We start from the raw sequence: 21,358 nt of genomic DNA on the forward strand, positions 1-21,358 counted from the left end.
CGAACTGCCCCCGCGTTCCATAGCAAAGCGCGCCGCCCACAGACCGGGCGGCGCGCTTCGCTGTATACGTGAAGGTGGCTATGCCTTGCGGCCTGCTGCGGGAATCTCGCCGCCCACGACCTGGCGGTAGTAGTGTGCAGTACCCAGCGTATACGCCGGTAGCAGCACGCACGCGCCTAGGCCCAAGGTCACGATGAGGCCAAACATCATGATGAGACCCATGAGCAGGGTGAAGCCCAGCAGCGGGAAGAAGTGACGCAGGCCGGCACGGAAGCCCTGCACGATGGCGTCCTTGACGCTGGCGCCGTCCGCCGCGTGCCACTGCATCAGCAGTAACAGCGGGGTCATGATCACGGTGACCACGAGAACGACGAGCAGCATGAGCAACAACGAGCCCAACGCCGCAAAGAGCTCGTCATTGCTCACATTCGGCTTGTCCATCAGGTCGATCATGCCGAACAACGGCGACGCGATAAGCGCGAAGGTCACGATGCCCGGGATGATGGAGGCGACAAGCCCCGCACCCAGTGTCGGCCAGAACTTCACGTCGCGGCCAACGAAGCCCCACTCCGTCGTGGGGTCATCGATCTGCCACAGCGCCAACCGGAGGATGAACGGCATGACGATAAGCGACAGAATGCCGGAAACGACATCGACAAATGTATTCGAGCCCTCATCGCCGCCGAGCGCAGCGCCCAGCGCACCGAATGCCGCGGCAGCCAGGAAGTAGACGAGGCCGCCGACGATCCACAGCTTGGCGTTGCCGAACGTCGCCTTGAAGCCCCACCCGATGGCATCCGTGACGGACGTCTCGGGCCCGGCCTTCACGGTCGCCGCGCCGCCGTAACCGAAGAGCGCCTCGTTCGCGCTGTAGCCCTGGTAGCCCGGTCCCGGCTGGCCGCCCGGAATTGCTCCGCTGCCCTGCCCCGGGTAGCCCGGGTAGTTCGGAATTCCACCCGCGGGCTGCTGACCAAAGCCCGGCGCGTCCTCCGGGTGATTCGTGGGGCCATACTCACCGTAGCCATAGTTTCCGCCGTTTCCGTAGACACCACCGTTCTCACCAGTGCCGTCAGAGTTGTAGTCACCGCCGCCGAACGGATTGCGTGGATCCTGTGGGTTCGTCACGTCACTGCTCCTCACACGTTGTTGCTACGGGGACTCTCCCCGCGCTGCTGAACGGTTCTAGAGTAGCGAAGAACCGCCACTGATGTGCTCACAATCCACAGCGCGGGAGGCTGCGGGGCGCCGGGCACGGCGGCATCGGAAAGCTACGCGCAGCGGCGGGTAGACTGGTGCGCAACTATGTCTGAAAACACCACAGCCCCTTCGCGCGAGGAACTCTTCGCCGCGCTTGAAAAGGTATCCCTCGCCGAGGCACGCAGTTTCAAGCGCCGGCTCCACAAGGCACGCTCCGAGGGTGCCCGCACCGCCATCGGCCGCGATATCGAGGCGGCCCAGGAGCGCGTCGCGCTTATCGATGCCTCCGTTCCGGAGATAACCTACCCCGACGCGCTGCCCGTCTCGGCGCGCAAGGATGACATCGCGGAGGCCATCCGCGACAACCAAGTCGTCATTATCGCTGGCGAAACCGGTTCCGGTAAGACCACGCAGATCCCCAAGATCTGCTTGGAACTCGGCCGCGGACGCCGCGGACTCATCGGCCACACGCAGCCCCGTCGTCTGGCCGCACGCACCGTCGCCGAGCGCATCGCGCAGGAACTGGATCAGAAGATCGGCGAGACCGTTGGCTACGCCATCCGCTTCGACGACCGCGTGTCGGCAACGACCGCGGTCAAGCTCATGACGGACGGTATTTTGCTCGCGGAGATGCAGCGCGACCGCTTCCTCAACGCCTATGACACGATCATTATTGACGAGGCGCACGAACGATCGCTCAATATCGATTTCCTGCTGGGCTACTTGAAGCGTCTGTTGCCCAAGCGTCCGGACCTCAAGGTCATCATTACGTCGGCGACGATTGACCCGGAGCGCTTTGCGTCCCATTTCGCGTCCCAGGATGGGACGCCGGCGCCCATTATTGAGGTCTCTGGGCGCACCTTCCCCGTCGAGATTCGCTACCGTCCCCTCGAGTTTGAGGCCGGCGGCAAGATTGTGGACCAAGATCCTCTTGACGGACTGTGCGAAGCCATCGAGGAACTCATGGCCGAGGGCGAGGGCGATATCCTTTGCTTCTTCCCCGGCGAGCGCGACATCCGTGACGCGATGGAGGCCCTCGAAGGCCGCACATGGCGCGGAGTGGAGGTCACGCCCCTGTTCGGACGCCTGTCCAACGAGGAACAGCACCGCGTGTTCTCCTCGCACCGCGGACGGCGGATTGTGCTGTCCACCAATATCGCGGAGACCTCCCTGACCGTCCCCGGCATCCGCTACGTCGTGGACACCGGCACCGCGCGCATCTCTCGCTACTCCACGCGCACCAAGGTCCAGCGCTTGCCCATCGAGCCCATCTCGCAGGCCAGCGCCAACCAGCGCTCCGGTCGCTGTGGCCGTGTCGCCGACGGCATCGCCATCCGCCTCTACTCCGAGGACGATTTCAACTCGCGCCCCGAGTTCACCGATCCGGAAATCCTGCGTACCAACCTGGCCAGCGTCATCCTGCAGATGATCTCGCTGCGACTGGGCGATATCTCCGAGTTTCCCTTCGTCCAGCCGCCGGACCAGAAGGCCATCCGCGACGGCCTACTCCTCCTTCACGAGCTCTCCGCTCTCAAGGACGAGGAGAAAGACGGCCTGCCCGTCCTCACCCCAGTCGGCCGCGACCTTGCGCGCATCCCTGTCGATCCGCGCATGGCCCGCATGCTCGTCGAAGCCCGCACCACCGGCTGCCTCGAGGACGTCATCGTCATCGTCGCCGCCATGACCATCCAGGACGTGCGCGAGCGCCCCACCGAATTCAAGGCCCAGGCCGACCAAGCCCACGCCCGCTTCAAGGACACAAAGTCCGATTTCCTGGCGATGCTCAAGCTGTGGGACTACATCGTGGAAACCCGCGACGAACAGTCCGGCAACGCCTTCCGCAAGCGCATGAAGAAGGAATACCTCCACTACATGCGCATCCGCGAGTGGTTCGACTTGGTGCGCCAGCTGCGTGACGTAGCGAAGCAGCTGGGCTGGCAGTTTAATGAGTCCTCCTCCAGGGATGATGACCGTATCCACATGTCCCTGCTGTCCGGCCTGCTGTCTAACATCGGCGCGCGCGACGGCAGCTCCAAGGAATTCCAGGGTGCGCGCAACACACGCTTCCTCGTCTTCCCCGGCTCCGCACTCGCGAAGAAGCCGCCAGAGTTCCTCATGGCCTCCGAACTCGTGGAGACCTCCCGCCTCTGGGCCCGCGACGTCGCAGCCATCGATCCCGCCTGGGTGGAAAAACTCGGCGCAGATCTGCTCAAGCGCCATTATTCGGAGCCCACGTGGTCGCGCAAACGCGCTGCCGCGATGGCGCATGAGAAAGCGACGCTCTACGGCGTTCCCATCTTCAACGACCGCCTCGTGCCCTACCACCGCGTCGATCCGGTGGCCGCGCGCGACATGTTCATCCGCGAGGCCCTCATCGCTGGCGACTGGAACACGCACCACACCTTCTTTAAGAAGAACGCGCAGGCCTTGGAAGACGCCGCCGAATACGAGGAGAAGGCACGCCGCCGCGGACTTGTGGTCGACGAGGACCGGCTCTTCGACTTCTACGACTCGCGCCTGCCCGCAAAGATTACGACCGGCCGCCATTTCGACTCCTGGTGGAAGAAGGAGCGCCAGAAGCACCCCGACCTCCTCGACTTCGATCCAGCGAAGCTTGTGGAAGACGACGCCGGCGTCACGGAGGAAGCATTCCCTGACCGCTGGCTCAAGGGGTCTATCGACTACGACCTCACGTACAAGTTTGAACCGGGCGATCCTCTCGATGGCGTCACCCTCATGGTGCCCATCCCGCTGCTCGCGGGTCTTGACACCGAGGGCTTCGATTGGCTGGTCCCGGGTCTGCGCTTGGAGCTACTCACCGAGCTCATCCGCACTCTGCCCAAGGCCCTGCGCCGTACCGTCGTTCCTGCGCCCGAGTTCGCCGAGCGCGCGCTCGACCGCGTCATCCCTTACGAAGGCACCGTCACGCAGCAGCTTGCCGATGTCCTCCGCGAGCTCGGCGGCTCCGGCATTCAGACCGAGGACTTCCGCCCGTCCGCCCTGCCCGCTCACCTCAAGATGAACTACGCGGCCATCGACAAGCGCGGCAAAATTGTGGATTCGGACCGTGACTTGGCCGCTCTCGTCGAGCGCCAAGCCGGTTCCATCAAGTCCTCCGTCTCCCGCGTAGGCCGCAAGTCCGAGTCCAAGGCCGTGAAGGAATGGACTGCCGAGACCCTCGGCACCGTGGAGGAGACCGTCTCCACCGTCGTCGACGGCCACGAGGTCCAAGCCTATCCAGCGCTCGTCGCCACCAAGGATGGCGTGGAGCTCAAGGTGCACCCGACCAAGGCTGCTGCCGATGCCGCCATGCTCACCACCACGCTCACCCTGCTGATGCGCGATATCCACGTGCAGGCTGGGCCCATGGTCAAGGGTCTGCCCTTGCAACAGCGGGTTGCCGTGGACTCGTATCCGCACGGCGGCGCCCAGGGGCTCGTCGACGACGCCCGCGTCGCCGCAATTCGCGACCTCATGATGTCCGCCGGCGGTCCCGTGCGCTCACCCGAGGAATTTGAGAAGCTGCGCGCCAAGGTCAAGCCCGATGTCCCCGGTGCCGTGCGCCGTACCGTCGTAGCACTCGCGCCCGGTCTCGTGGAATACGCTAACGTCGTCACAGAGCTCGCCAAGTGGGAAGGCCCCGCCATCGACGATATGCGCCGCCAGCTCGAGTTCCTGCTGCCGCGTAACGCCGTCACGGTCCACGGGCTTGTTCATCTGCAGCACCTGCCGCGCTACGTTGCCGCCATGCGTATTCGCTTGGAGGAAATGAGCATGGACCCTGACAAAGATGCCGACCGCCAGGCAGAGATCGACGAGGCCCACGCCTACCTGAAGAACCGACTGCGCAACCTCCCCGCTGGCCGCAAGAAGACCCGCGAGGTCAAGGAGATCCACTGGATGATCGAGGAACTGCGCGTCTCCCTCTTCGCTCAGCGCCTCGGCACCGCCCGCCCCATCTCGCTACGTCGCGTGCAAAAAGCCGTGGACAAGCTGCGCTAAACAGCGCCCCACGGCAACGCGTCGGGTCGGGGCGATCTCATGAATAAGGTCGCCCCGGCCCTTTGTGCTCTATGTATCCGGGCACAGTGCGCGCGGCCCGGCTCTTCTAGCTGTCTGCGCGGTCGCGACGCTTCATGAGGCGAATCTCGGACTCGAAGTCGTCTGCACTTTCGAAGGACTTATACACCGACGCGAAACGCAGATAGGCCACCTCATCGAGATGTCGCAACGGCTCGAGAATCGCCAAACCGATGTCGTTGGCGTTGACCTGGGAGCTGCCGTGGCTGCGCACGGTTTCCTCGACTTCTTGGGCAAGGCGCTTCAACGCGTCATCCGGCACGTGGCGTCCCTGGCATGCGCGGCGCACCCCGCGGATAAGTTTGTCGCGGCTAAACGGCTCCGTAATGCCGTTGCGCTTGACCACGAGCAGCACGGCCTTCTCCACGGTCGTGAAGCGACCCGTGCAGTTCGTGCATTCGCGGCGCCGGCGAATGGCTGTGCCCGCGTCCACGACGCGTGAGTCGATGACGCGCGACTGTTCATTGTGGCAAAACGGGCAATACACTGGGACTCCTCTCCACGGTGCCGCAGCGACCACGGCCACTTGTGCGGCCATGGGTGCGGTACGGATTCGATGTCCCAGTGTAGCGCCCTGCCCTCGCGGGCCCTATTTACTTATGTCTCGCTTGCGAACGTCCCCGGCATGCCGCGCCGTGACGTCCCCAAGCGAAGCTTTCCCTACCGCCCGCGTGACCAAGCGACCTAGCGGGCACCGTTGACAGCGGCCACTTCTGCCTGCGGCGCCATATCCGCACCAGTCATGGTCTCTTCCGCGGCGCCGCCGCCGAAGACGATGGTGAAGAAGAGCGCTGCTCCAAACACGGCACCGAGCACTGCGCCGCCGCGCAACGATTCCCTCTCCTCCGTGTTCGAAACATCAACACGAGCATTGCGAGGACGCACGGATGCTGGTCCATGACCGCTCCGGCGTTCGATATCTAGCGTTCGAACGCTCCCACCGTAGGCGCCGGTTCGACGTGGAGTGCGATGCCCCGCCGGGACATCCCACACGGCCGCCGGCGGCACGACTGCGGCGGAGTGATTCTCAACCAAAGACGAGGTACGAGCTGCGAAGCGACTAGTGTTCAATGCGATAGCCATGAGAGAGTCCTTTCGTCGTGTGCGGCCATCATACGAAGCGGTAAGAACATGTTCGAAAGTTGGTCGCTGTTATGTTCGAATTAGTTGCTATGTTCGATTTATAGCAAGGTTTCGAAAATTTGTCCACAAATCGTACGAATTTCTCGAACATCCGTGCTTAGCGTGCTACAAATAGAGGGGAAGCCATTTCATGGCAGTCGCACGTCTCTGGCACGACTCGGAGGTAGCATCACGGCGGATCATATTCCTCGCCCAGCCATCTCCCGGTTCGTGCAAATACGCCCAGTCCGTATCCGCACGTTCGTCCCGTCCACCGACCACACGACTTTTCGCCCCACCCAAAGGAGCCTTGACCCCATGCCCCGCAAGTCAGCAAAAAATACCGGCAAGCCTGACGTTTCCGCGCTGAGCGAGCGCCAGCGTCGCATTCTCGAAGTCATCAGCGACGCAGTCCTGCTGCGCGGTTATCCGCCAAGCATTCGCGAGATTGGTGACGCTACCGGACTGCAGTCCACCTCGTCCGTGGCCTACCAGCTCAAGCAGCTGGAGGAAAAGGGGTTCTTGCGCCGTGACCCTAACAAGCCGCGCGCGGTGGACGTTCGCCACCTCCACGATCAGAAGAAGAAGCCGGGCCCTGCACCGAAGTCTGCGGACGCACAGCCGGTTCCGCCGGAGGCCTCGGGAGTGAGCTACGTGCCGGTCGTCGGCCGCATTGCCGCAGGCGCCCCCATCACAGCAGAGGAAAACGTGGACACTTACTTCCCCATGCCGGACGAGATTGTCGGCTCCGGGGATCTGTACATGCTCCAGGTCGTCGGCGAGTCCATGAAGGATGCGGGCATCCTCGACGGCGACTGGGTCATCGTTCACTCGCAGTCCACCGCCGAGGAAGGCGACTTTGTCGCAGCATTGTTGGGTGGCGATGAAGCAACGGTCAAGGAATTTCACCGTGACTCCACCGGCGTGTGGCTATTGCCGCACAATGATGACTTCGACCCCATCGACGGCACTCATGCCACCATTATGGGCAAGGTCGTGTCCGTTTTCCGCAAGATTTAATCGGATAACCTTTTACGAGTCAAGGGTGGGATTACCCACCCTTTTCTGGTATTTTTTACCCCTTAATTGGGGCGATACCTGCATGGACACTCATCACAGATTGAAGTCCGCACACAGCCGAAATCCCATGTAGAACAATTTTTAGGGGCGATGTGGCGCACACCTCAATGTGAGATTAGATCCGAACGCCTTTGTTTTACGCGTGTTTTGGGACAATGGTCTTATATCTTCATACGGCAACGCGACCGCAGCAATGCAGTGCGCCGCGACGCACCAGCTCCCGGCTCCCTTACCGAGGCCCGCGCAGCACTGGTCCTGTTCGCCGCACCACGCGTTGACCGGAATTGTCCCCGAGTAAAAGAAGTGATGCCGCCATGTACGCTGAGGAGCGCCGCCGCCAGATTGCTTCGTTGACCGCCGTCGAAGGGCGCGTCAACGTCACCGAACTTTCCGAGAGATTCGATGTCACCGCGGAGACCATTCGACGCGACTTAGCGGTGCTCGACCGCGATGGCGTCGTCCACCGCGTCCACGGCGGCGCTGTTGCTTCCCAGTCTTTCCAGACCGCGGAGTTTACCCTCGACGCACGCTCACGCTCCGCGTCAACCGCCAAGTCGGCCATCGCACGCGCCGCGGTGGACTACCTCCCACAGCCGGGCGGCTCCATCTTTCTCGACGCTGGTACCACTATCAACGCTCTCGCTGACCTCATCTCGGTTCAGCCTAACGCGCACAGCTGGTCCATCGTTTCCAATAGCCTTCCCATTGCGCTCTCTCTGGCCAGCAATGGTCTCTCCGAGGTCCAGCTGCTGGGCGGCACGGTCCGCGCCATCACGCAGGCGGTGGTCGGCGATACGGCGCTGCGCACCATGGCACTCATGCGCGCTGACGTCGCCTTCATCGGTACGAACGCGCTTACCCTCGACCACGGACTGTCCACGGCAGACTCCCAAGAGGCTGCAATGAAGTCCGCTTTCGTTACCCACGCACAGAAGGTTGTCGTGCTCTGCGACTCCACGAAACTGGGCAATGACTACCTCGTGAGCTTCGCGTCAATCGCTGACCTTGATGTGGTCATCACGGATTCCGGCGCACCGCAGTCCTTCATCGACCAACTGCGCGACCGCGAGGTTGAGGTCATTGTCGTAGAGGACAAGTAAACCAGACTTTCCAACGCTCCACTGCACAACGCCCCATCGGTTCACACAATGAGCCAATGGGGCGTTTCGGTATCTCCAACCATGTTCCGGTCGACCGACACGTGGCGAGACACACGAGTTGGCCAAGACGACAAAGCCGCCCATGCACGGGGCACGGGCGGCAGCGGCTGCAGAAGTCGCTTAGATGTTCGCGATGTACTCGCGGACAGCCTCGCGGGCCTCAGAAGCGCCAACGGAGTTGACGGCGATGTCGGCGATCTTCTGGCACTGCTCCAGGGTGAGCTCCGAGAGCTGAGCGCCCACGCCGGCGACGGCGGTGGCGGCGCAGGACAGGGAGTTCACGCCCAATCCGACGAGCACGCCGGCGAGCATCGGATCAGCGGCGGCCTCGCCACAGACGCCCACGGCCACGTTGTTGTCGCGGCCGACGACACAGGTGTGTTGGATAAGACGCAGCACGGCCGGTTGCCACGGGTCGGTGAGGTAGGCCAGCTGCGGGGACAGACGGTCCGCAGCCATGGTGTACTGCGTGAGGTCATTGGTACCGATGGACACGAAGTCGAGGTACGGCATGATGGTGTCGGCCATGAGCGCAGCGGCGGGGACCTCAATCATCGCACCCGCGGTGAGGTTGCGCTCACGGCACAGATCTGCGAACCACTTGGCTTCAGAGGATGTAGCAACCATCGGAGCCATGACCCAGGTGGGAGCGTTCTCGTCACGCTCAGCGGCGGCCTTCGCAATGGCGTCGAGCTGGCGCGTAAGAAGCGACTCGTTGTCACGGGCAATACGCAGACCGCGCACACCGAGAGCCGGGTTTTCCTCGGTCTCCATGGTGGCGTAGGAAATCGGCTTATCCGAGCCTGCGTCGAGTGTACGGACAACGACCTTGGACTGCGGGAAGGCAGCGAAGACCTTGCCATAGATGCGTGCCTGCTCATCAACAGTTGGCTCTTCCGTCGCGGACAGGAAGGACATCTCCGTGCGGTAGAGGCCAATGCCCTCTGCCTGCGTGTCAGCGGCGACGCGAGCGGCATTGCCGTCTGCCACATTGGCGAGCAGCTGGAAGCGGTGGCCGTCCTTGGTCTGGGCCGGACCGGTCCACTGCGCCACCTTGGCGGCGCGCTCGCGGTACTCCGCGACGGCGGCCTCAGAGGTAGCCGGGTCAGCACCGAGGGTCACGGTACCCAACGAACCGTCGACGAAGACCTTGGTGCCCGGCTCGATGTCGCGCAGCTTGGCGCCTACGGCGACGATGCACGGGATGTCGAGCTGACGCGCGATGATCGCGGTGTGCGAGGTCGGGCCGCCGAGCTCGGTGACGAGCGCCTTGATGTGGGTGCCGTCGAGGGTCGCGGTATCCGCCGGCGCGAGGTCATCGGCGAAGAGAACGGCTTCGCCCTCAACGGCGGGCAGGCCGGGCTCCGGCTCGCCGCGCAGCTGTGCAATAACGCGGTCACGCACGTCCTTTAGGTCGGTCGTGCGCTCAGCCATGACGCCGCCCGCAGCCTCGAACATGGCGATGAATTTGTCGGTCGCGCCGACGACGGCGTATTCCGCGTTATTGCCGGCGTTGATGTTCTTACGCACGGCCTTGTGCCAGCCGCGGTCCTTGACCATGCCGGCGGTCGCGTTGAGCACCTCAGCCGCGTTGCCTTCCGCGCCCGCGGCGCGGGTCTCCAGACGACTGGAAACGGTGAGCACGGCCTCGTTAAAGCGATCGAATTCTGCCGCTGCCTCATCTTCGGCGATCGGCGTGCCCGAGGTCGGCAGATCGGGGCGGGGTCGTACCCAGACGGCCTCAGCAAAAGCGACGCCCGAAACGACGCCGGTGCCCTTGATAGTGGACTGAGATGCGTTTTCCATGCGTGGAAACTCCCTTGCATTCATATCGAATGGTGTCTTTTGTTCAGATCATCACAAATCGGACGCAAAATCAATAGAAAACACAGGAAACCATTGACAAACGGACAGATTCGGACAAAAATCAACAGTGACCACAAATGTAATTCACAAGCGTTTTCCCAGAGTGTCCACCATCCGGGAGAAACACCAACAAACACCAGCATACGGAAATATCCGGAGAGGGATGTTTATTAGATGATCGTCACACTGACACCGAACCCCAGCGTCGACGCCACCCAGGAGCTGGGTGGACCGCTGGAGCCCGGCGCCGTCCAGCGCACCGTGGCTTATAGCCACGCCGCCGGTGGCAAGGGACTTAACGTCTCCCACGCCGTGCATCTCGCAGGCGCACCGACGCTCGCGCTGTTCCCGGCTGCGAACCGCGACGGCTTCCTCAGTCTCGTCGAGGATTCCGAAGTCCCGTTCGAGAATATCCTTATGACGGATCTCGTGCGTACGAACTCCACCATCACGGAGCCGGACGGCCGCACCACGAAGATCAACGGCTTGGGCCCGACGCTGTCTGAAGACACGCAGGCCGAGCTCGTCGCCCGCTTGAGCGCCGCAGCGGCCACGGCCGACTGGGTCGTCCTCGCCGGTTCTCTGCCACGCGGCGTGGACAAGGACTGGTACGCCACCCTGGTGCGCGCCGTGCGCGCGGCCAACCCCAACTCGCAGATCGCCGTCGACACCTCGGATGGCCCCATGGAGGCCCTCGGCGCCCGCCTGGACGACTCCGCGCCGGACCTCATCAAGCCCAATGGCTTGGAGCTGGGACAGCTCACCGGTCGCGACGGTCTGGCGCTCGAGCGCCAGGCGGAAGACGGGGACTTCAGCGGCGTCGTCGAGGCGGCGCGCGAGGTCAACGCGCGAGGCATCCCCCAGGTGCTCGTCACCTTGGGCGGCGCAGGCGCCGTCCTCGTTACCCCGGAGGGCGCCTGGATTGCGACCCCGCCGCCCGTCGAGGTCAAGTCGACCGTCGGCGCAGGCGACTCCTCTCTCGCTGGCTACATCCTGGCACGCAGCCAGGGCAAGAACTTCGCGGACTCACTCGCCCAGTCGGTTGCCTATGGCACCGCGGCAGCCGGACTGCCCGGCACAACGATTCCGCGCCCGGAACAATTGAATATTGAAGAGACCACAGTCTCTGCCCTGTAATCCACCCCAGATAAATGAAGTAAGGAGCCTGACATGGCATCCGATCTGATTACGACCGACCTGGTCGCGCTTGACGCCGACTTTGGTGACAGTGTCGAATCGGTCATTACGAACCTCGCCACGCTAGTCCACGGCACTGGCCGCGCGACTGACATCGAGGGACTCGCGCAGCCCGCCATCAACCGCGAGGCACAGGCCGGTACCGGCGTGCCCGGCGGCGTGGCTATCCCCCACTGCCGTTCCGAGGTTGTCACCGAGCCGACCCTCGCATTCGCGCGCCTGTCTCAGGGCGTGGATTTTTCGGGCCCGGACGGCGACGCTCACCTCGTCTTCCTCATCGCAGCCCCCGCCGGCGGCGGCAAGGCGCACCTCAAGATCCTCTCCAAGCTCGCACGCGCGCTCGTGAAGAAGGACTTCCTTGCGGCTCTTCGATCCGCAAGTACGAAGGAAGAAATCGTCACGCTCGTCCTCGACGTCGTCAACGCCGAGAAGAAGCCTAAGGCCCAGCCTGCCGATGCCCCCGCTACCGCAGCCGCCGCACCGGCTGCCAACGTCACGCGTATCGTCGCCGTCACGGCCTGCCCCACTGGCATCGCCCACACCTATATGGCTGCCGATGCCCTCACGCAGACCGCCGCCGAGCGTTCCGACGTCGACCTGCAGGTCGAGACCCAGGGTTCCTCCAACAACACGGCCCTGTCCCAGGCGACCATCGACGCGGCTGACGCCGTCATCTTCGCCACCGATGTGGGAGTCCGCGACCGCGAGCGCTTCGCGGGCAAGCCCGTCATCGAGTCTGGCGTCAAGCGCGGCATCAACGAGCCGGGCAAGATGATCGACGAGGCCATCGCTGCCTCAAAGAATCCCAACGCCCGCAAGGTAGCCGGCACCGCTGGGGCGGCATCGGCAAGCTCTGCACAGGAAGAAGGCGCAGGCCTGGGCTGGGGCAAGCGCATCCAGCAGGCGATTATGACGGGCGTGTCCTACATGGTGCCGTTCGTTGCCGCCGGCGGTCTGTTGCTCGCCCTCGGCTTCCTCTTCGGCGGCTATGACATGGCCAACGGTTGGGGCGCCATCTCTACGCAGTACTCGCTTAACAACCTGCCGGGCCACGAGGTCGACGTCGATGGCACGATGATGACCTTCGAGCGCTCCGGCTTCCTGCTCTACATCGGCGCGGTGCTCTTCGCGACCGGCCAAGCGGCGATGGGCTTCATCGTTGCGGCCCTGTCCGGTTATATCGCGTTCGCGCTCGCTGGCCGTCCGGGCATCGCACCGGGCTTCGTCGGCGGCGCCATCGCCGTGACCCTGGGCGCCGGCTTCATCGGCGGTCTGGTCACCGGTCTTATCGCTGGTCTCGTCGCCATGTGGATCGGCAACTGGAAGGTCCCGCGCTGGCTGGGCTCCCTCATGCCGGTCGTCATCATCCCGCTGCTTGCTTCCCTCGTTACCGGCCTGCTCATGTACCTCGTCCTCGGCGCACCGCTCGAGGCGATCATGAACGGCCTGCAGAACTGGTTGTCGTCCATGTCCGGCTCCTCTGCCGTGCTGCTCGGCATCATCCTCGGCCTCATGATGTGCTTTGACCTCGGTGGCCCGGTCAACAAGGCGGCCTACCTCTTCGCGACCGCTGGCCTGTCCACGGGCGACGAAGCCTCCATGCAGATTATGGCTGCCGTCATGGCCGCCGGTATGGTCCCGCCGATTGCCCTGTCCATCGCCACGTTCTTGCGCAAGAACCTATTCACCCCTGCCGAGCAAGAAAACGGCAAGTCTTCCTGGCTGCTGGGCCTGTCCTTCGTCTCCGAGGGTGCCATCCCGTTCGCCGCGGCTGACCCGCTGCGCGTCATCCCGTCCATGATGGCCGGTGGCGCCGTCACCGGTGCCCTGTCCATGGCCTTCCACGTCGGTTCCCGTGCTCCGCACGGCGGCATCTTCGTCTTCTTCGCCATCGACCCGATTTGGGGCTGGATCATCGCGCTGCTCGCCGGCATCGCCGTCTCCACCCTCGCGGTCATCGCCATGAAGCAGTTCTGGCCCAACAAGACGGTCGAGGCCGAGGCCGCCAAGGCTGAAGCAACCGCCGCGTAATTCTTCTCACGTATGGTCCCCGGCGCATCCGGCTGGGGACGAGTACACTGGTTTACAACGATTTACCCCGTATGAAAGGACTTACATACCATGGCTTCTAAGACCGTTAAGGTTGGTTCCTCCGTCGGCCTGCACGCCCGTCCGGCTTCCATCATCGCTGATGCTGCTGGCGAGTACGACGAGGACATCTTCCTCACCCTCGTGGGTGGCGACGATGACGACGAGACCGACGCTGCCTCGTCCCTGATGATCATGGCCCTCGGTGCCGAGCAGGGCGACGAGGTCACCGTTACCTCTGACAACGAGGACGCTGTCGAGAAGATCGCCGCTCTCATCGAGAAGGACCTGGACGCCTAAGTCTTCATCCTGACAAGCGGGCCCTCGGGCCCGCTTTTCGTGTTTTCAAAAGGCTTGTCCCCTGGCGTACCCGGATTTCACGACAACCAAGGCCTCAAAACCGAGGACATTCGGGCGCTTCGTTGTCGTGAAATCCCGTCTCCCCTTCCGCGAAGTCCGCGGGTTCGGTTTTCAGGACAACGAAGGCGCCCCGGAACGCGGACCTAAAGGGCTTCGTTGTCGTGAAATCCGCGCAAAGACTGTGCGGTGGGCGGCCAGGGACATGTGAAAGCCCGCTGCGGTGAGGCAGCGGGCAGGCAGAACAGCGGCGGGGTTAGACGTACCAGTACAGGTCCGTGACGGGGCCGCCGTCCTGTCCGGGCATGAGGACGTAATCCTCGAAGGCGACCTCGCTAGGGTCGTGACCGGACTCGCGCAGGGCGGTCTCAAACTGGTTCCATGCTTCGGGGAGCATGGCGTAGTCCTGTTCAAAGCGCGCGACCACGGCGGAACCCTCGGGGAAATCAAGGAGCTGCGCTGGGTACTCCGCGGCGTCGAGGACGGTGGCGACGGCGGCACGATGGGCATCGGAAAGCACAAAGGCAGCGGCGACGTCGAAGCTTTCGTCGGGTGCCGAGAAATAGTAGGCCCGGCAGGCGGCGGGAACGACGCCAGCGGCCTCGAGGACGCGCGCGAGAACCGGATAGGCGGCGTCGAAGAAGGTCCGGAGGTCAGTGACCTCGCGGCGCAGGGCAAGCACCGTGTGGCGCGGGAGGGGACGCGGCTCCATTAGTATTTCGCTCCATGCCCCTCACCCATGCGCTCATAGAGCCACCTGGCCAACGGGTAGACGACGATAACGCCCACGGAGCCCCAAGCGATGCCCTCGAGTGAGACGGAGCCGACATTGAGCGTGAGGTTGCCGATGCCGGCGACCAGTGCCACGGCCGCGCAGGTGAGGTTGACCGGGTTGTTGAAATTCACCTTATTGTCCATCCAGATGCGGATGCCGAGCATGCCGATGAGACCGTAGAGCACGAGCGTGGCGCCACCGAGAACGCCGGTAGGGATGGTGAAGATGAGTGCGCCGAACTTCGGGATGAAGGCGAGCGCGATGGCGAAGAGTGCCGCAACCCAGTACGCGGCCGTCGAGTACACGCGGGTCGCGGCCATAACGCCGATGTTCTCCGCGTAGGTCGTGGTGCCGGAACCGCCGAAGCCGCCCGCGATGGCGGTGCCGAGGCCGTCCGCAATGAGGGCGTCGCCAGCGAGATCGTCGAGGTCGCGCTTGGTCATCTCGGACACAGCCTTGACGTGGCCGACGTTCTCCGCGATGAGGACGACGAGGACCGGCAGCGCCACGAGGATGGCCGAGAGGTGGAAGGAGGGCGTGTGGAACTGCGGCACACCGATCCAGTCAGCATCGGCGATGGTCTGCGCGGTGTCCGGCGCGAGGTTGCCCGTCACGGCGGCAAAGACCCATCCGATGACGACGCCAATGAGGATGCCCAGGCGGGCAACCATTCCGCGGCCACCCACGGTCGCGACGATGATGGCGACGAGGGTGACGAAAGCAACGAGCGGCTGCGTCTGGAAGTTGGCGGTGGCGCTCGGTGCCAGGTTCAGGCCGATGAGCGCGACGATGGCGCCAGTCACGGCCGGCGGCATGACGGCGTCGAGGACGCGACGGCCAGCAGCCTTCACGATAAAGCCGACAAGCACGAGGACAAGGCCTGTGACGAGGACGGAGCCCGCCTGGACGCTGATGCCCTCAGACTGCGAGGCCGACAGCGGTGCGATGAACGCAAAGGACGAGCCCAGGTACGAGGGCAGGCGGTTGCGCGTGATGAGAAGGAAGAGGATGGTCGAGATACCTGAGAACAACAGCGTGGTGTTCACAGGGAAGCCGGTGAGCATCGGCACGAGTAGCGTCGCGCCGAACATGGCGACGACGTGCTGCATGCCAATGCCGATCGTCCGGCCCCAGCTCAAGCGTTCTTCCGGCGCGACAACCGCGCCCGGAGCAATTTTCTGACCGTCACCGTGGACGGTCCAACCTAGAGAGTAAGTCACGAACCCTCATTATGGTCGACCTGCGACGAATACGGAAACGTGAACGCCTCAGCGGCTCCGTCTACGCGGCGTCGGAGACGTGGAACTCCTTGAGCTCGTCCGCGACGGCGACGGGCAGGCGCACGTCGAGCAGCGTGCCGTCCTCGGTGTAGGACTCGGAGCGCACGGTGCCCACGGCGTGGGCACGGGCCACGACGTCGCCGCGGGTAAACGGCACGAGCAGCTGTACGTGAGCGTCGCGGGCGTTGAGGAAGAGCTCGACGCGGGCGGTGAGCTCGTCGATGCCCTCCCCCGTCTTCGCCGAGACGTACACGACGTTGTCGCGGTCAAGGACGTGGCGCAGCTCTGCGAGCACGAGCGGGTCGGCCTCGTCGATCTTGTTGATGACGATGATCTCTGGCGGGGCGTCCTCGCCGGTCTCGCGCACGATGTCGTAGATGACCTTGTTCACGGCCTCGATCTGCTTGAGCGGGAACGGGTCCGAGCCGTCGACGACGTGGAGCATGATGTCTGCGGCGAGGACCTCCTCGAGCGTGGACTTGAAAGCCTCCACGAGCTGCGTGGGCAGGTGACGAACGAACCCGACGGTGTCTGTAAAGACGACTTGGCGGCCATCGGCAAGCTCTGCACGGCGCGTGGTGGGATCCAGGGTAGCGAAGAGGGCGTTCTCGACGAGAACGCCCGCGCCGGTCATGGCGTTGATCAGGCTCGACTTGCCGGCGTTCGTGTAGCCAGCGATGGCGATTTGCGGAATGGCCGACGCGCCGCGGCGGGCACGCTTGACCTCGCGCGCGGTCTTCATAGCCTTGAGCTCGCGACGTAGCAGCGCCATCTGGGTGCGAATGCGGCGACGGTCCGTCTCGATCTTCGTCTCACCGGGACCACGCAGGCCCACGCCGCCGTTGGAGCCGGCGCGGCCACCCGCCTGACGCGAGAGGTTGCCACCCCAACCACGGGTGTGGGTGTAGAGGTATTCGAGCTGGGCTAGGGAGACCTGCGCCTTTCCCTCTTTGGACTTCGCGTGCTGCGCAAAGATATCGAGGATGAGCATGGTGCGGTCGATGACCTTGGTGTCGAGCTCGCGCTCCAGCGCGGAGAGCTGACCGGGGGTGAGCTCACCATCGCAGACCACGGTATCGGCACCGGTGGCCATGACGATGTCTTTGAGCTCCTTGACTTTGCCCGAGCCAACGTACGTGCCCGGGTCTGGCTTATCGCGCTTTTGGTAGAGGGCCTCGACAACTTCAGCGCCGGCGGTCTCTGTGAGCGCGGCAAGCTCGGACATGGTGGCCTCAACCTCGGCGACGGTGCCTTCGGTCCACACGCCGACGAGCACGACCTGCTCAAGGCGCAGCTTACGGTACTCAACCTCGTAGCCGTCAGTGGTGTCTTCGGCACGAATGGTCGTTGCCTTCGTGACGCGGCGGAAGGAGTTACGCTCGGCGAGGTCGAGCTCGCCGGTGGTTGGGTCACCGTGGTCTCCGTGGTCGACTGGGCGCACACCGTGCACCGGCGCCGCAAGGTCGCGAAAGGCCGCGGCGAGGAGATCCTCGTGGGATTGCTTTTCTTTCTCTGTCATATGCTTTCCCATCTTTCCACGTCGCGCGGGAAAACGGTGAATAATTCGCCCACAGCGCACAGCACCCCCACATTGATTAAATACGGAGAACCCTGTGGGAATGAACACGCCCGCGCAACGGTTGAACGTTACTGGAAATATTGGCCCCCACGCTAGGATGATCCCCATGACCACACCTGTTGAATCCACCGCTAATCCGGAGATGCAGGCCATCGGCCTCAACTACTCCCGTTGGCAGGACGCGGTTGAAGCCGCCATCGCCACGAACCAGCTCACCGTCACCGGCGAGGTCCGCGGCGGCCAGCTTATTCAGTTCGCTGATCCGTCGGGCGCACAGCTCAACATCCTGGCCGTTGAGCCTTTCGCGACCTTCATCGGCTTTGAGGCGACCACGCAGACCTTCGCCCACGTCGACATGGTCAACGACGTTCTGTCCTACATGGACGTCATCGACCCGTTCGGCAACTCGCTGGCTCAGGTCACCGCGAACTTGGCACAGGGCCCGCTACTCGCCGAGGAAGATACGCAGGAATGGCAGCAGGTGAGCCTCACCGCCATGGGCGTCGCCGTCGAGTCCTTTGACTCCGCCGAGGCCTACGAGGCCGCCACCGGCATCTTCCCGTCCGCCTTCGAGTCCGAGGGCGCCGAGATCGTCAATGCCGGTTCCGCCGCAACACCTACCGCTGCCGCGACCTTTGCAGCGCGTGTCATGGAGTCCGAGTGGCGCCACAACCAGCTCACGGGCGAGAAATTCATGCACCTCGTCATGGACGGTCTCTTCCCCTTCGATCTCTGCCTGCCGGCTACCTTCGGTGACGGCGAGCTCCCGGCCAAGGACACCGTCCTCGCTGGCCGCGCGATGATCGTCGCCTCCGTCAACCTGCCCACCGGCGGCTGCGGTTGCGGCGGTGGCGGCTGCGGTTGCGGCGGCCACTAGGACGACCCCTAGCGCGGCGCGGGATGCTCCGTGCCGCGCTTTCCTGATCCCGCACCCACACAAAGTTGACGCGGCACTTTTCATTGGGCATCGCCGCCGCGGTGCGGTAAAATTCCCTGAAGAATTTATTTATTTACGCGCGGAGGGCAGTGACATGGTCTTATTTTCGAATTCCTATTCACGTCGCTCCACGCTGGCCATGGCGCTCACGCTCGGCGCGTGCATCGTCCTCATCGCCCTGCTCAAGGTGCCGGGGCTCATGATTTCCTTCCTGCTCGTCGGCGCTGCCTTGCTCATGATGAGCGCCCGTCCCGAGTCCACGGAGCACGACGCGCTGCGCACGTCCATCCAGCTCTCCAGCGAGGATATCCGGGACGTCATGGCGCAATTCGAGGACTTCGAGGTTTCCCAGGACACGGACATCATCGCGGACCGCACGCTTCACCGCCCGGCTCTGCTCGATCTCGATACCAACGATCCGGACATCGAGGCCTTCCACTACCAGTACGCTTCTGCATCGCGCTTCCTCAAGCGCCTCCCGGCTCGTCTGGCCTCCCCCATGCTCGACACGAATCAGCTCGAGCAGATCTTGAGCGTCACTGACCAGCGCGCCGCGAGCCTCCAGGAATCCTGGCTCGCCGCCCGCCAGGCTGCGTTCCGCTTGGGCCCGGACTACAAACAGCAGCCTTCCAGTGCCGCTTCTGACGAGGATGAGGACTGGCGCGACTCCGCCTAGCCCCCCGCGGTCACTCCGCCCTCATGCCCACTTCATGGCGAAGGCACTATCTCAAAGGCAATAACCCCAGGTCAATAAAATCGGCACTCTCGCCGCGACCTGGGGTTATTGCTGTTACAACATTGCCTTCGTCTGAAAGGCGAATGTCTGGCGGTTTTAGAGAACCGTCGTGCCTTCCGCAACGAGGCGCGACGGGCCAGTAAGACGCGAGCCGCCGTCGAAGATGTCCACCACGACCTGCCCGCCTGGGACGTTGACGGCGACGGTGCCGGTGGGTTGGGCGACATCGGCAAGCGCGGCGCGGGCCGCGGCGACGGTGCCGGTACCGCAGGAGCGGGTCTCGCCGACGCCGCGCTCGAAGACGCGCATGTGGACGGCGCCGTCGACGAGCGGGGTGACGACCTCGACGTTGACGCCTGCGGGGAAGAACTCGTGGTCGAAGACGGGCTGCTCGAAGTCCATGGCGGCGAGTTCCTCGGACGTGAGCGACGGGATGACGGCGGCGAGGTGCGGGTTACCCATGTCGACGCCCAGGCCGGCGAAGCTCGTGCCCGCCATCGACGCGGTGGACACGCCGGTGACAACAGCGTCGCCCATCTCGATGGAAACCTCCGCGTCGAAGTCATCGAAGGAATGGACCTTCACCTGCTTAGCGCCCGCGCGGGTGCCGATGGTGAACTCATCTGCGTCGACGAGGCCGCGGGCGCGCAGGTAATGCGCGAAGACGCGGCTGCCGTTGCCGCACATCTCGGCCACGGAGCCGTCCGCGTTGCGGTAGTCCATGAACCAGTCCTCGCGGTCGCAGTCGATCGACTCGACCTCGCCGGCGTCGAGGAGCGCGCCCGCGCGGGCGACACGCAGAAGGCCGTCGCCGCCAATGCCGGCGCGGCGATTGCAGAGCAGCGCAACGCGCTCGGGTGCGATGGGAGTTGCCGCATCTAGATCTTCAATGATGACGAAGTCGTTTTCGGTGCCGTGGCCCTTGGTGAAATGAGTCGTGGTCATACGGCGATACTACGCCAGCGCGGCGCGCGCTTGGGCCGCGGTGTCCCCTGCCGCGTCGAGCCACGTAATGCGCGGGTCGCGGTTAAACCACGAGCGCTGGCGGCGCACGTAACGGCGGGTGCCGGTGATCGTGCGCTCGACGGCCTCGTCCCAGGTGAGTTCACCACGCTGGGCCTGGAAGACCTGGGCGTAGCCGATGGCACGGCCGGCCGTTGAATCAGAGACGAGGCCCTGTTTTTGAAGCGCCTCCACTTCCGCGACGAGGCCGCGCTCGAACATCTGGCGCGTGCGCAGATCGATGCGCGGGTTGAGCCACTCGGGAGTGGTGCGCAGGCCGAGCATGCGCGTGCCCCAGCGCGGCGGCGCGTCCTTGGGCGGCTGCGACGCCTTAAACGGCTTGCCGGTGAGTTCGATGACCTCCAACGCCCGGACGGTGCGGCGCGGGTCCTTGTCCTCGATAATCGAGGCGGCGGCGGGGTCGATTTCTGCAAGTTCGCGGTGCAGCGCATCGATGCCAATGTCCAGACGGCGCGCCTCATACTTCGCCCGGACAGAAGGGTCCGTGGGTGGGAATTGCCAGTCATCCACCAGCGCCTGCACGTAGAGCATGGAACCGCCCACGAGGATGGGCGTCTTGCCGCGGGCTAGGATGTCCTCAACGTCGGCGACGGCGTCGCGCTGGTAGCGCGCCACGGAGGCGGGCTCGGTGACGTCCCAGACGTCGAGCTGGTGGTGCGGGATTCCCTCGCGTTCCTCAAGCGTGAGCTTCGCAGTGCCGATATCCATCCCGCGGTAGAGCTGCATGGAGTCGACGTTGACGACCTCGCCGTCGAGCTCGTGGGCAAGGACGAGGCCGAGGGCAGACTTGCCGGAGGCGGTGGGACCGACGACGGCGATGGGGCGCAGATTATTTTCAGGCATGACTCGACCCATCTTAGGGAAATTCGCCCCTACAACCT

Annotated in this window: 17 protein-coding genes; 8 read left to right on the forward strand and 9 right to left on the reverse strand. The window is 64.0% G+C overall.

Annotated elements, in window-relative coordinates:
• Window positions 1-78: 78 nt before the first annotated feature.
• The gene (locus HMPREF0307_RS02470) at window positions 79-1,125 is read right to left on the reverse strand and encodes a hypothetical protein (RefSeq protein WP_066486493.1); all 1,047 of its coding nucleotides are present in this window, start codon (window positions 1,123-1,125) and stop codon (window positions 79-81) included.
• Window positions 1,126-1,302: 177 nt separating this feature from the next.
• Between HMPREF0307_RS02470 and hrpA the strand changes: the two genes are divergently transcribed.
• Entirely contained in the window at window positions 1,303-5,199 is a 3,897-nt protein-coding gene (gene hrpA, locus HMPREF0307_RS02475; protein ID WP_066486498.1) for an ATP-dependent RNA helicase HrpA, read from the forward strand.
• 106 nt (window positions 5,200-5,305) lie between these two features.
• Here hrpA and nrdR read toward each other — a convergent pair whose 3' ends face one another.
• Together nrdR and HMPREF0307_RS12815 are read right to left on the reverse strand one after the other, a co-directional pair.
• Window positions 5,306-5,764: a transcriptional regulator NrdR gene (gene nrdR / locus HMPREF0307_RS02480; protein WP_066486500.1), complete on the reverse strand. Its 459-nt coding sequence runs from the start codon at window positions 5,762-5,764 to the stop codon at window positions 5,306-5,308.
• Between the two features lie 197 nt (window positions 5,765-5,961).
• Window positions 5,962-6,162 carry a hypothetical protein gene (locus HMPREF0307_RS12815; protein ID WP_141629113.1) on the reverse strand — a complete coding sequence of 67 codons (201 nt, stop codon included), beginning with the start codon at window positions 6,160-6,162 and terminating at the stop codon, window positions 5,962-5,964.
• Between the two features lie 555 nt (window positions 6,163-6,717).
• Between HMPREF0307_RS12815 and lexA the strand changes: the two genes are divergently transcribed.
• Both lexA and HMPREF0307_RS02490 read left to right on the forward strand, forming a co-directional pair.
• Window positions 6,718-7,419: a transcriptional repressor LexA gene (gene lexA, locus HMPREF0307_RS02485; RefSeq protein WP_066486503.1), complete on the forward strand. Its 702-nt coding sequence runs from the start codon at window positions 6,718-6,720 to the stop codon at window positions 7,417-7,419.
• 374 nt (window positions 7,420-7,793) lie between these two features.
• Window positions 7,794-8,579, forward strand: coding sequence for a DeoR/GlpR family DNA-binding transcription regulator (locus tag HMPREF0307_RS02490; RefSeq protein ID WP_066486512.1), 786 nt, complete (start codon window positions 7,794-7,796; stop codon window positions 8,577-8,579).
• 180 nt (window positions 8,580-8,759) lie between these two features.
• Here HMPREF0307_RS02490 and ptsP read toward each other — a convergent pair whose 3' ends face one another.
• Window positions 8,760-10,445, reverse strand: coding sequence for a phosphoenolpyruvate--protein phosphotransferase (gene ptsP, locus HMPREF0307_RS02495; RefSeq protein WP_066486514.1), 1,686 nt, complete (start codon window positions 10,443-10,445; stop codon window positions 8,760-8,762).
• Between the two features lie 234 nt (window positions 10,446-10,679).
• Here ptsP and HMPREF0307_RS02500 point away from each other — a divergent pair, with 234 nt between their 5' ends.
• The 3 genes from HMPREF0307_RS02500 (at window position 10,680) to HMPREF0307_RS02510 (ending at window position 14,090) form a co-directional block, all read left to right on the forward strand.
• Window positions 10,680-11,642 carry a 1-phosphofructokinase family hexose kinase gene (locus tag HMPREF0307_RS02500; RefSeq protein ID WP_066486520.1) on the forward strand — a complete coding sequence of 321 codons (963 nt, stop codon included), beginning with the start codon at window positions 10,680-10,682 and terminating at the stop codon, window positions 11,640-11,642.
• A gap of 33 nt (window positions 11,643-11,675) precedes the next feature.
• Entirely contained in the window at window positions 11,676-13,733 is a 2,058-nt protein-coding gene (locus tag HMPREF0307_RS02505) for a PTS fructose transporter subunit IIABC (RefSeq protein ID WP_066486528.1), read from the forward strand.
• A gap of 90 nt (window positions 13,734-13,823) precedes the next feature.
• A complete protein-coding gene (locus tag HMPREF0307_RS02510; protein ID WP_066486533.1) occupies window positions 13,824-14,090 on the forward strand; it encodes an HPr family phosphocarrier protein in 267 nt (88 codons plus the stop codon).
• A gap of 313 nt (window positions 14,091-14,403) precedes the next feature.
• Here HMPREF0307_RS02510 and HMPREF0307_RS02515 read toward each other — a convergent pair whose 3' ends face one another.
• The 3 genes from HMPREF0307_RS02515 to hflX form a co-directional block, all read right to left on the reverse strand.
• Window positions 14,404-14,859, reverse strand: coding sequence for a GyrI-like domain-containing protein (locus tag HMPREF0307_RS02515; protein ID WP_066486540.1), 456 nt, complete (start codon window positions 14,857-14,859; stop codon window positions 14,404-14,406).
• Window positions 14,859-16,142: a uracil-xanthine permease family protein gene (locus HMPREF0307_RS02520; RefSeq protein WP_082723189.1), complete on the reverse strand. Its 1,284-nt coding sequence runs from the start codon at window positions 16,140-16,142 to the stop codon at window positions 14,859-14,861. The genes HMPREF0307_RS02515 and HMPREF0307_RS02520 overlap by 1 nt, the downstream gene beginning before the upstream one ends.
• A 61-nt stretch (window positions 16,143-16,203) precedes the next feature.
• A complete protein-coding gene (gene hflX, locus HMPREF0307_RS02525) occupies window positions 16,204-17,721 on the reverse strand; it encodes a GTPase HflX (RefSeq protein ID WP_066486546.1) in 1,518 nt (505 codons plus the stop codon).
• A gap of 157 nt (window positions 17,722-17,878) precedes the next feature.
• Between hflX and HMPREF0307_RS02530 the strand changes: the two genes are divergently transcribed.
• A complete protein-coding gene (locus HMPREF0307_RS02530; RefSeq protein WP_066486554.1) occupies window positions 17,879-18,658 on the forward strand; it encodes a hypothetical protein in 780 nt (259 codons plus the stop codon).
• 154 nt (window positions 18,659-18,812) lie between these two features.
• Window positions 18,813-19,394: a hypothetical protein gene (locus HMPREF0307_RS02535; protein WP_066486558.1), complete on the forward strand. Its 582-nt coding sequence runs from the start codon at window positions 18,813-18,815 to the stop codon at window positions 19,392-19,394.
• Between the two features lie 156 nt (window positions 19,395-19,550).
• Here HMPREF0307_RS02535 and dapF read toward each other — a convergent pair whose 3' ends face one another.
• Both dapF and miaA read right to left on the reverse strand, forming a co-directional pair.
• Entirely contained in the window at window positions 19,551-20,399 is an 849-nt protein-coding gene (gene dapF / locus HMPREF0307_RS02540) for a diaminopimelate epimerase (RefSeq protein WP_066486562.1), read from the reverse strand.
• Window positions 20,400-20,408: 9 nt separating this feature from the next.
• Entirely contained in the window at window positions 20,409-21,320 is a 912-nt protein-coding gene (gene miaA / locus HMPREF0307_RS02545) for a tRNA (adenosine(37)-N6)-dimethylallyltransferase MiaA (protein ID WP_141629118.1), read from the reverse strand.
• Window positions 21,321-21,358: the final 38 nt, after the last annotated feature.

Source organism: Corynebacterium sp. DNF00584 (assembly GCF_001552965.1).
Taxonomy (GTDB): Bacteria; Actinomycetota; Actinomycetes; order Mycobacteriales; family Mycobacteriaceae; genus Corynebacterium; species Corynebacterium phoceense.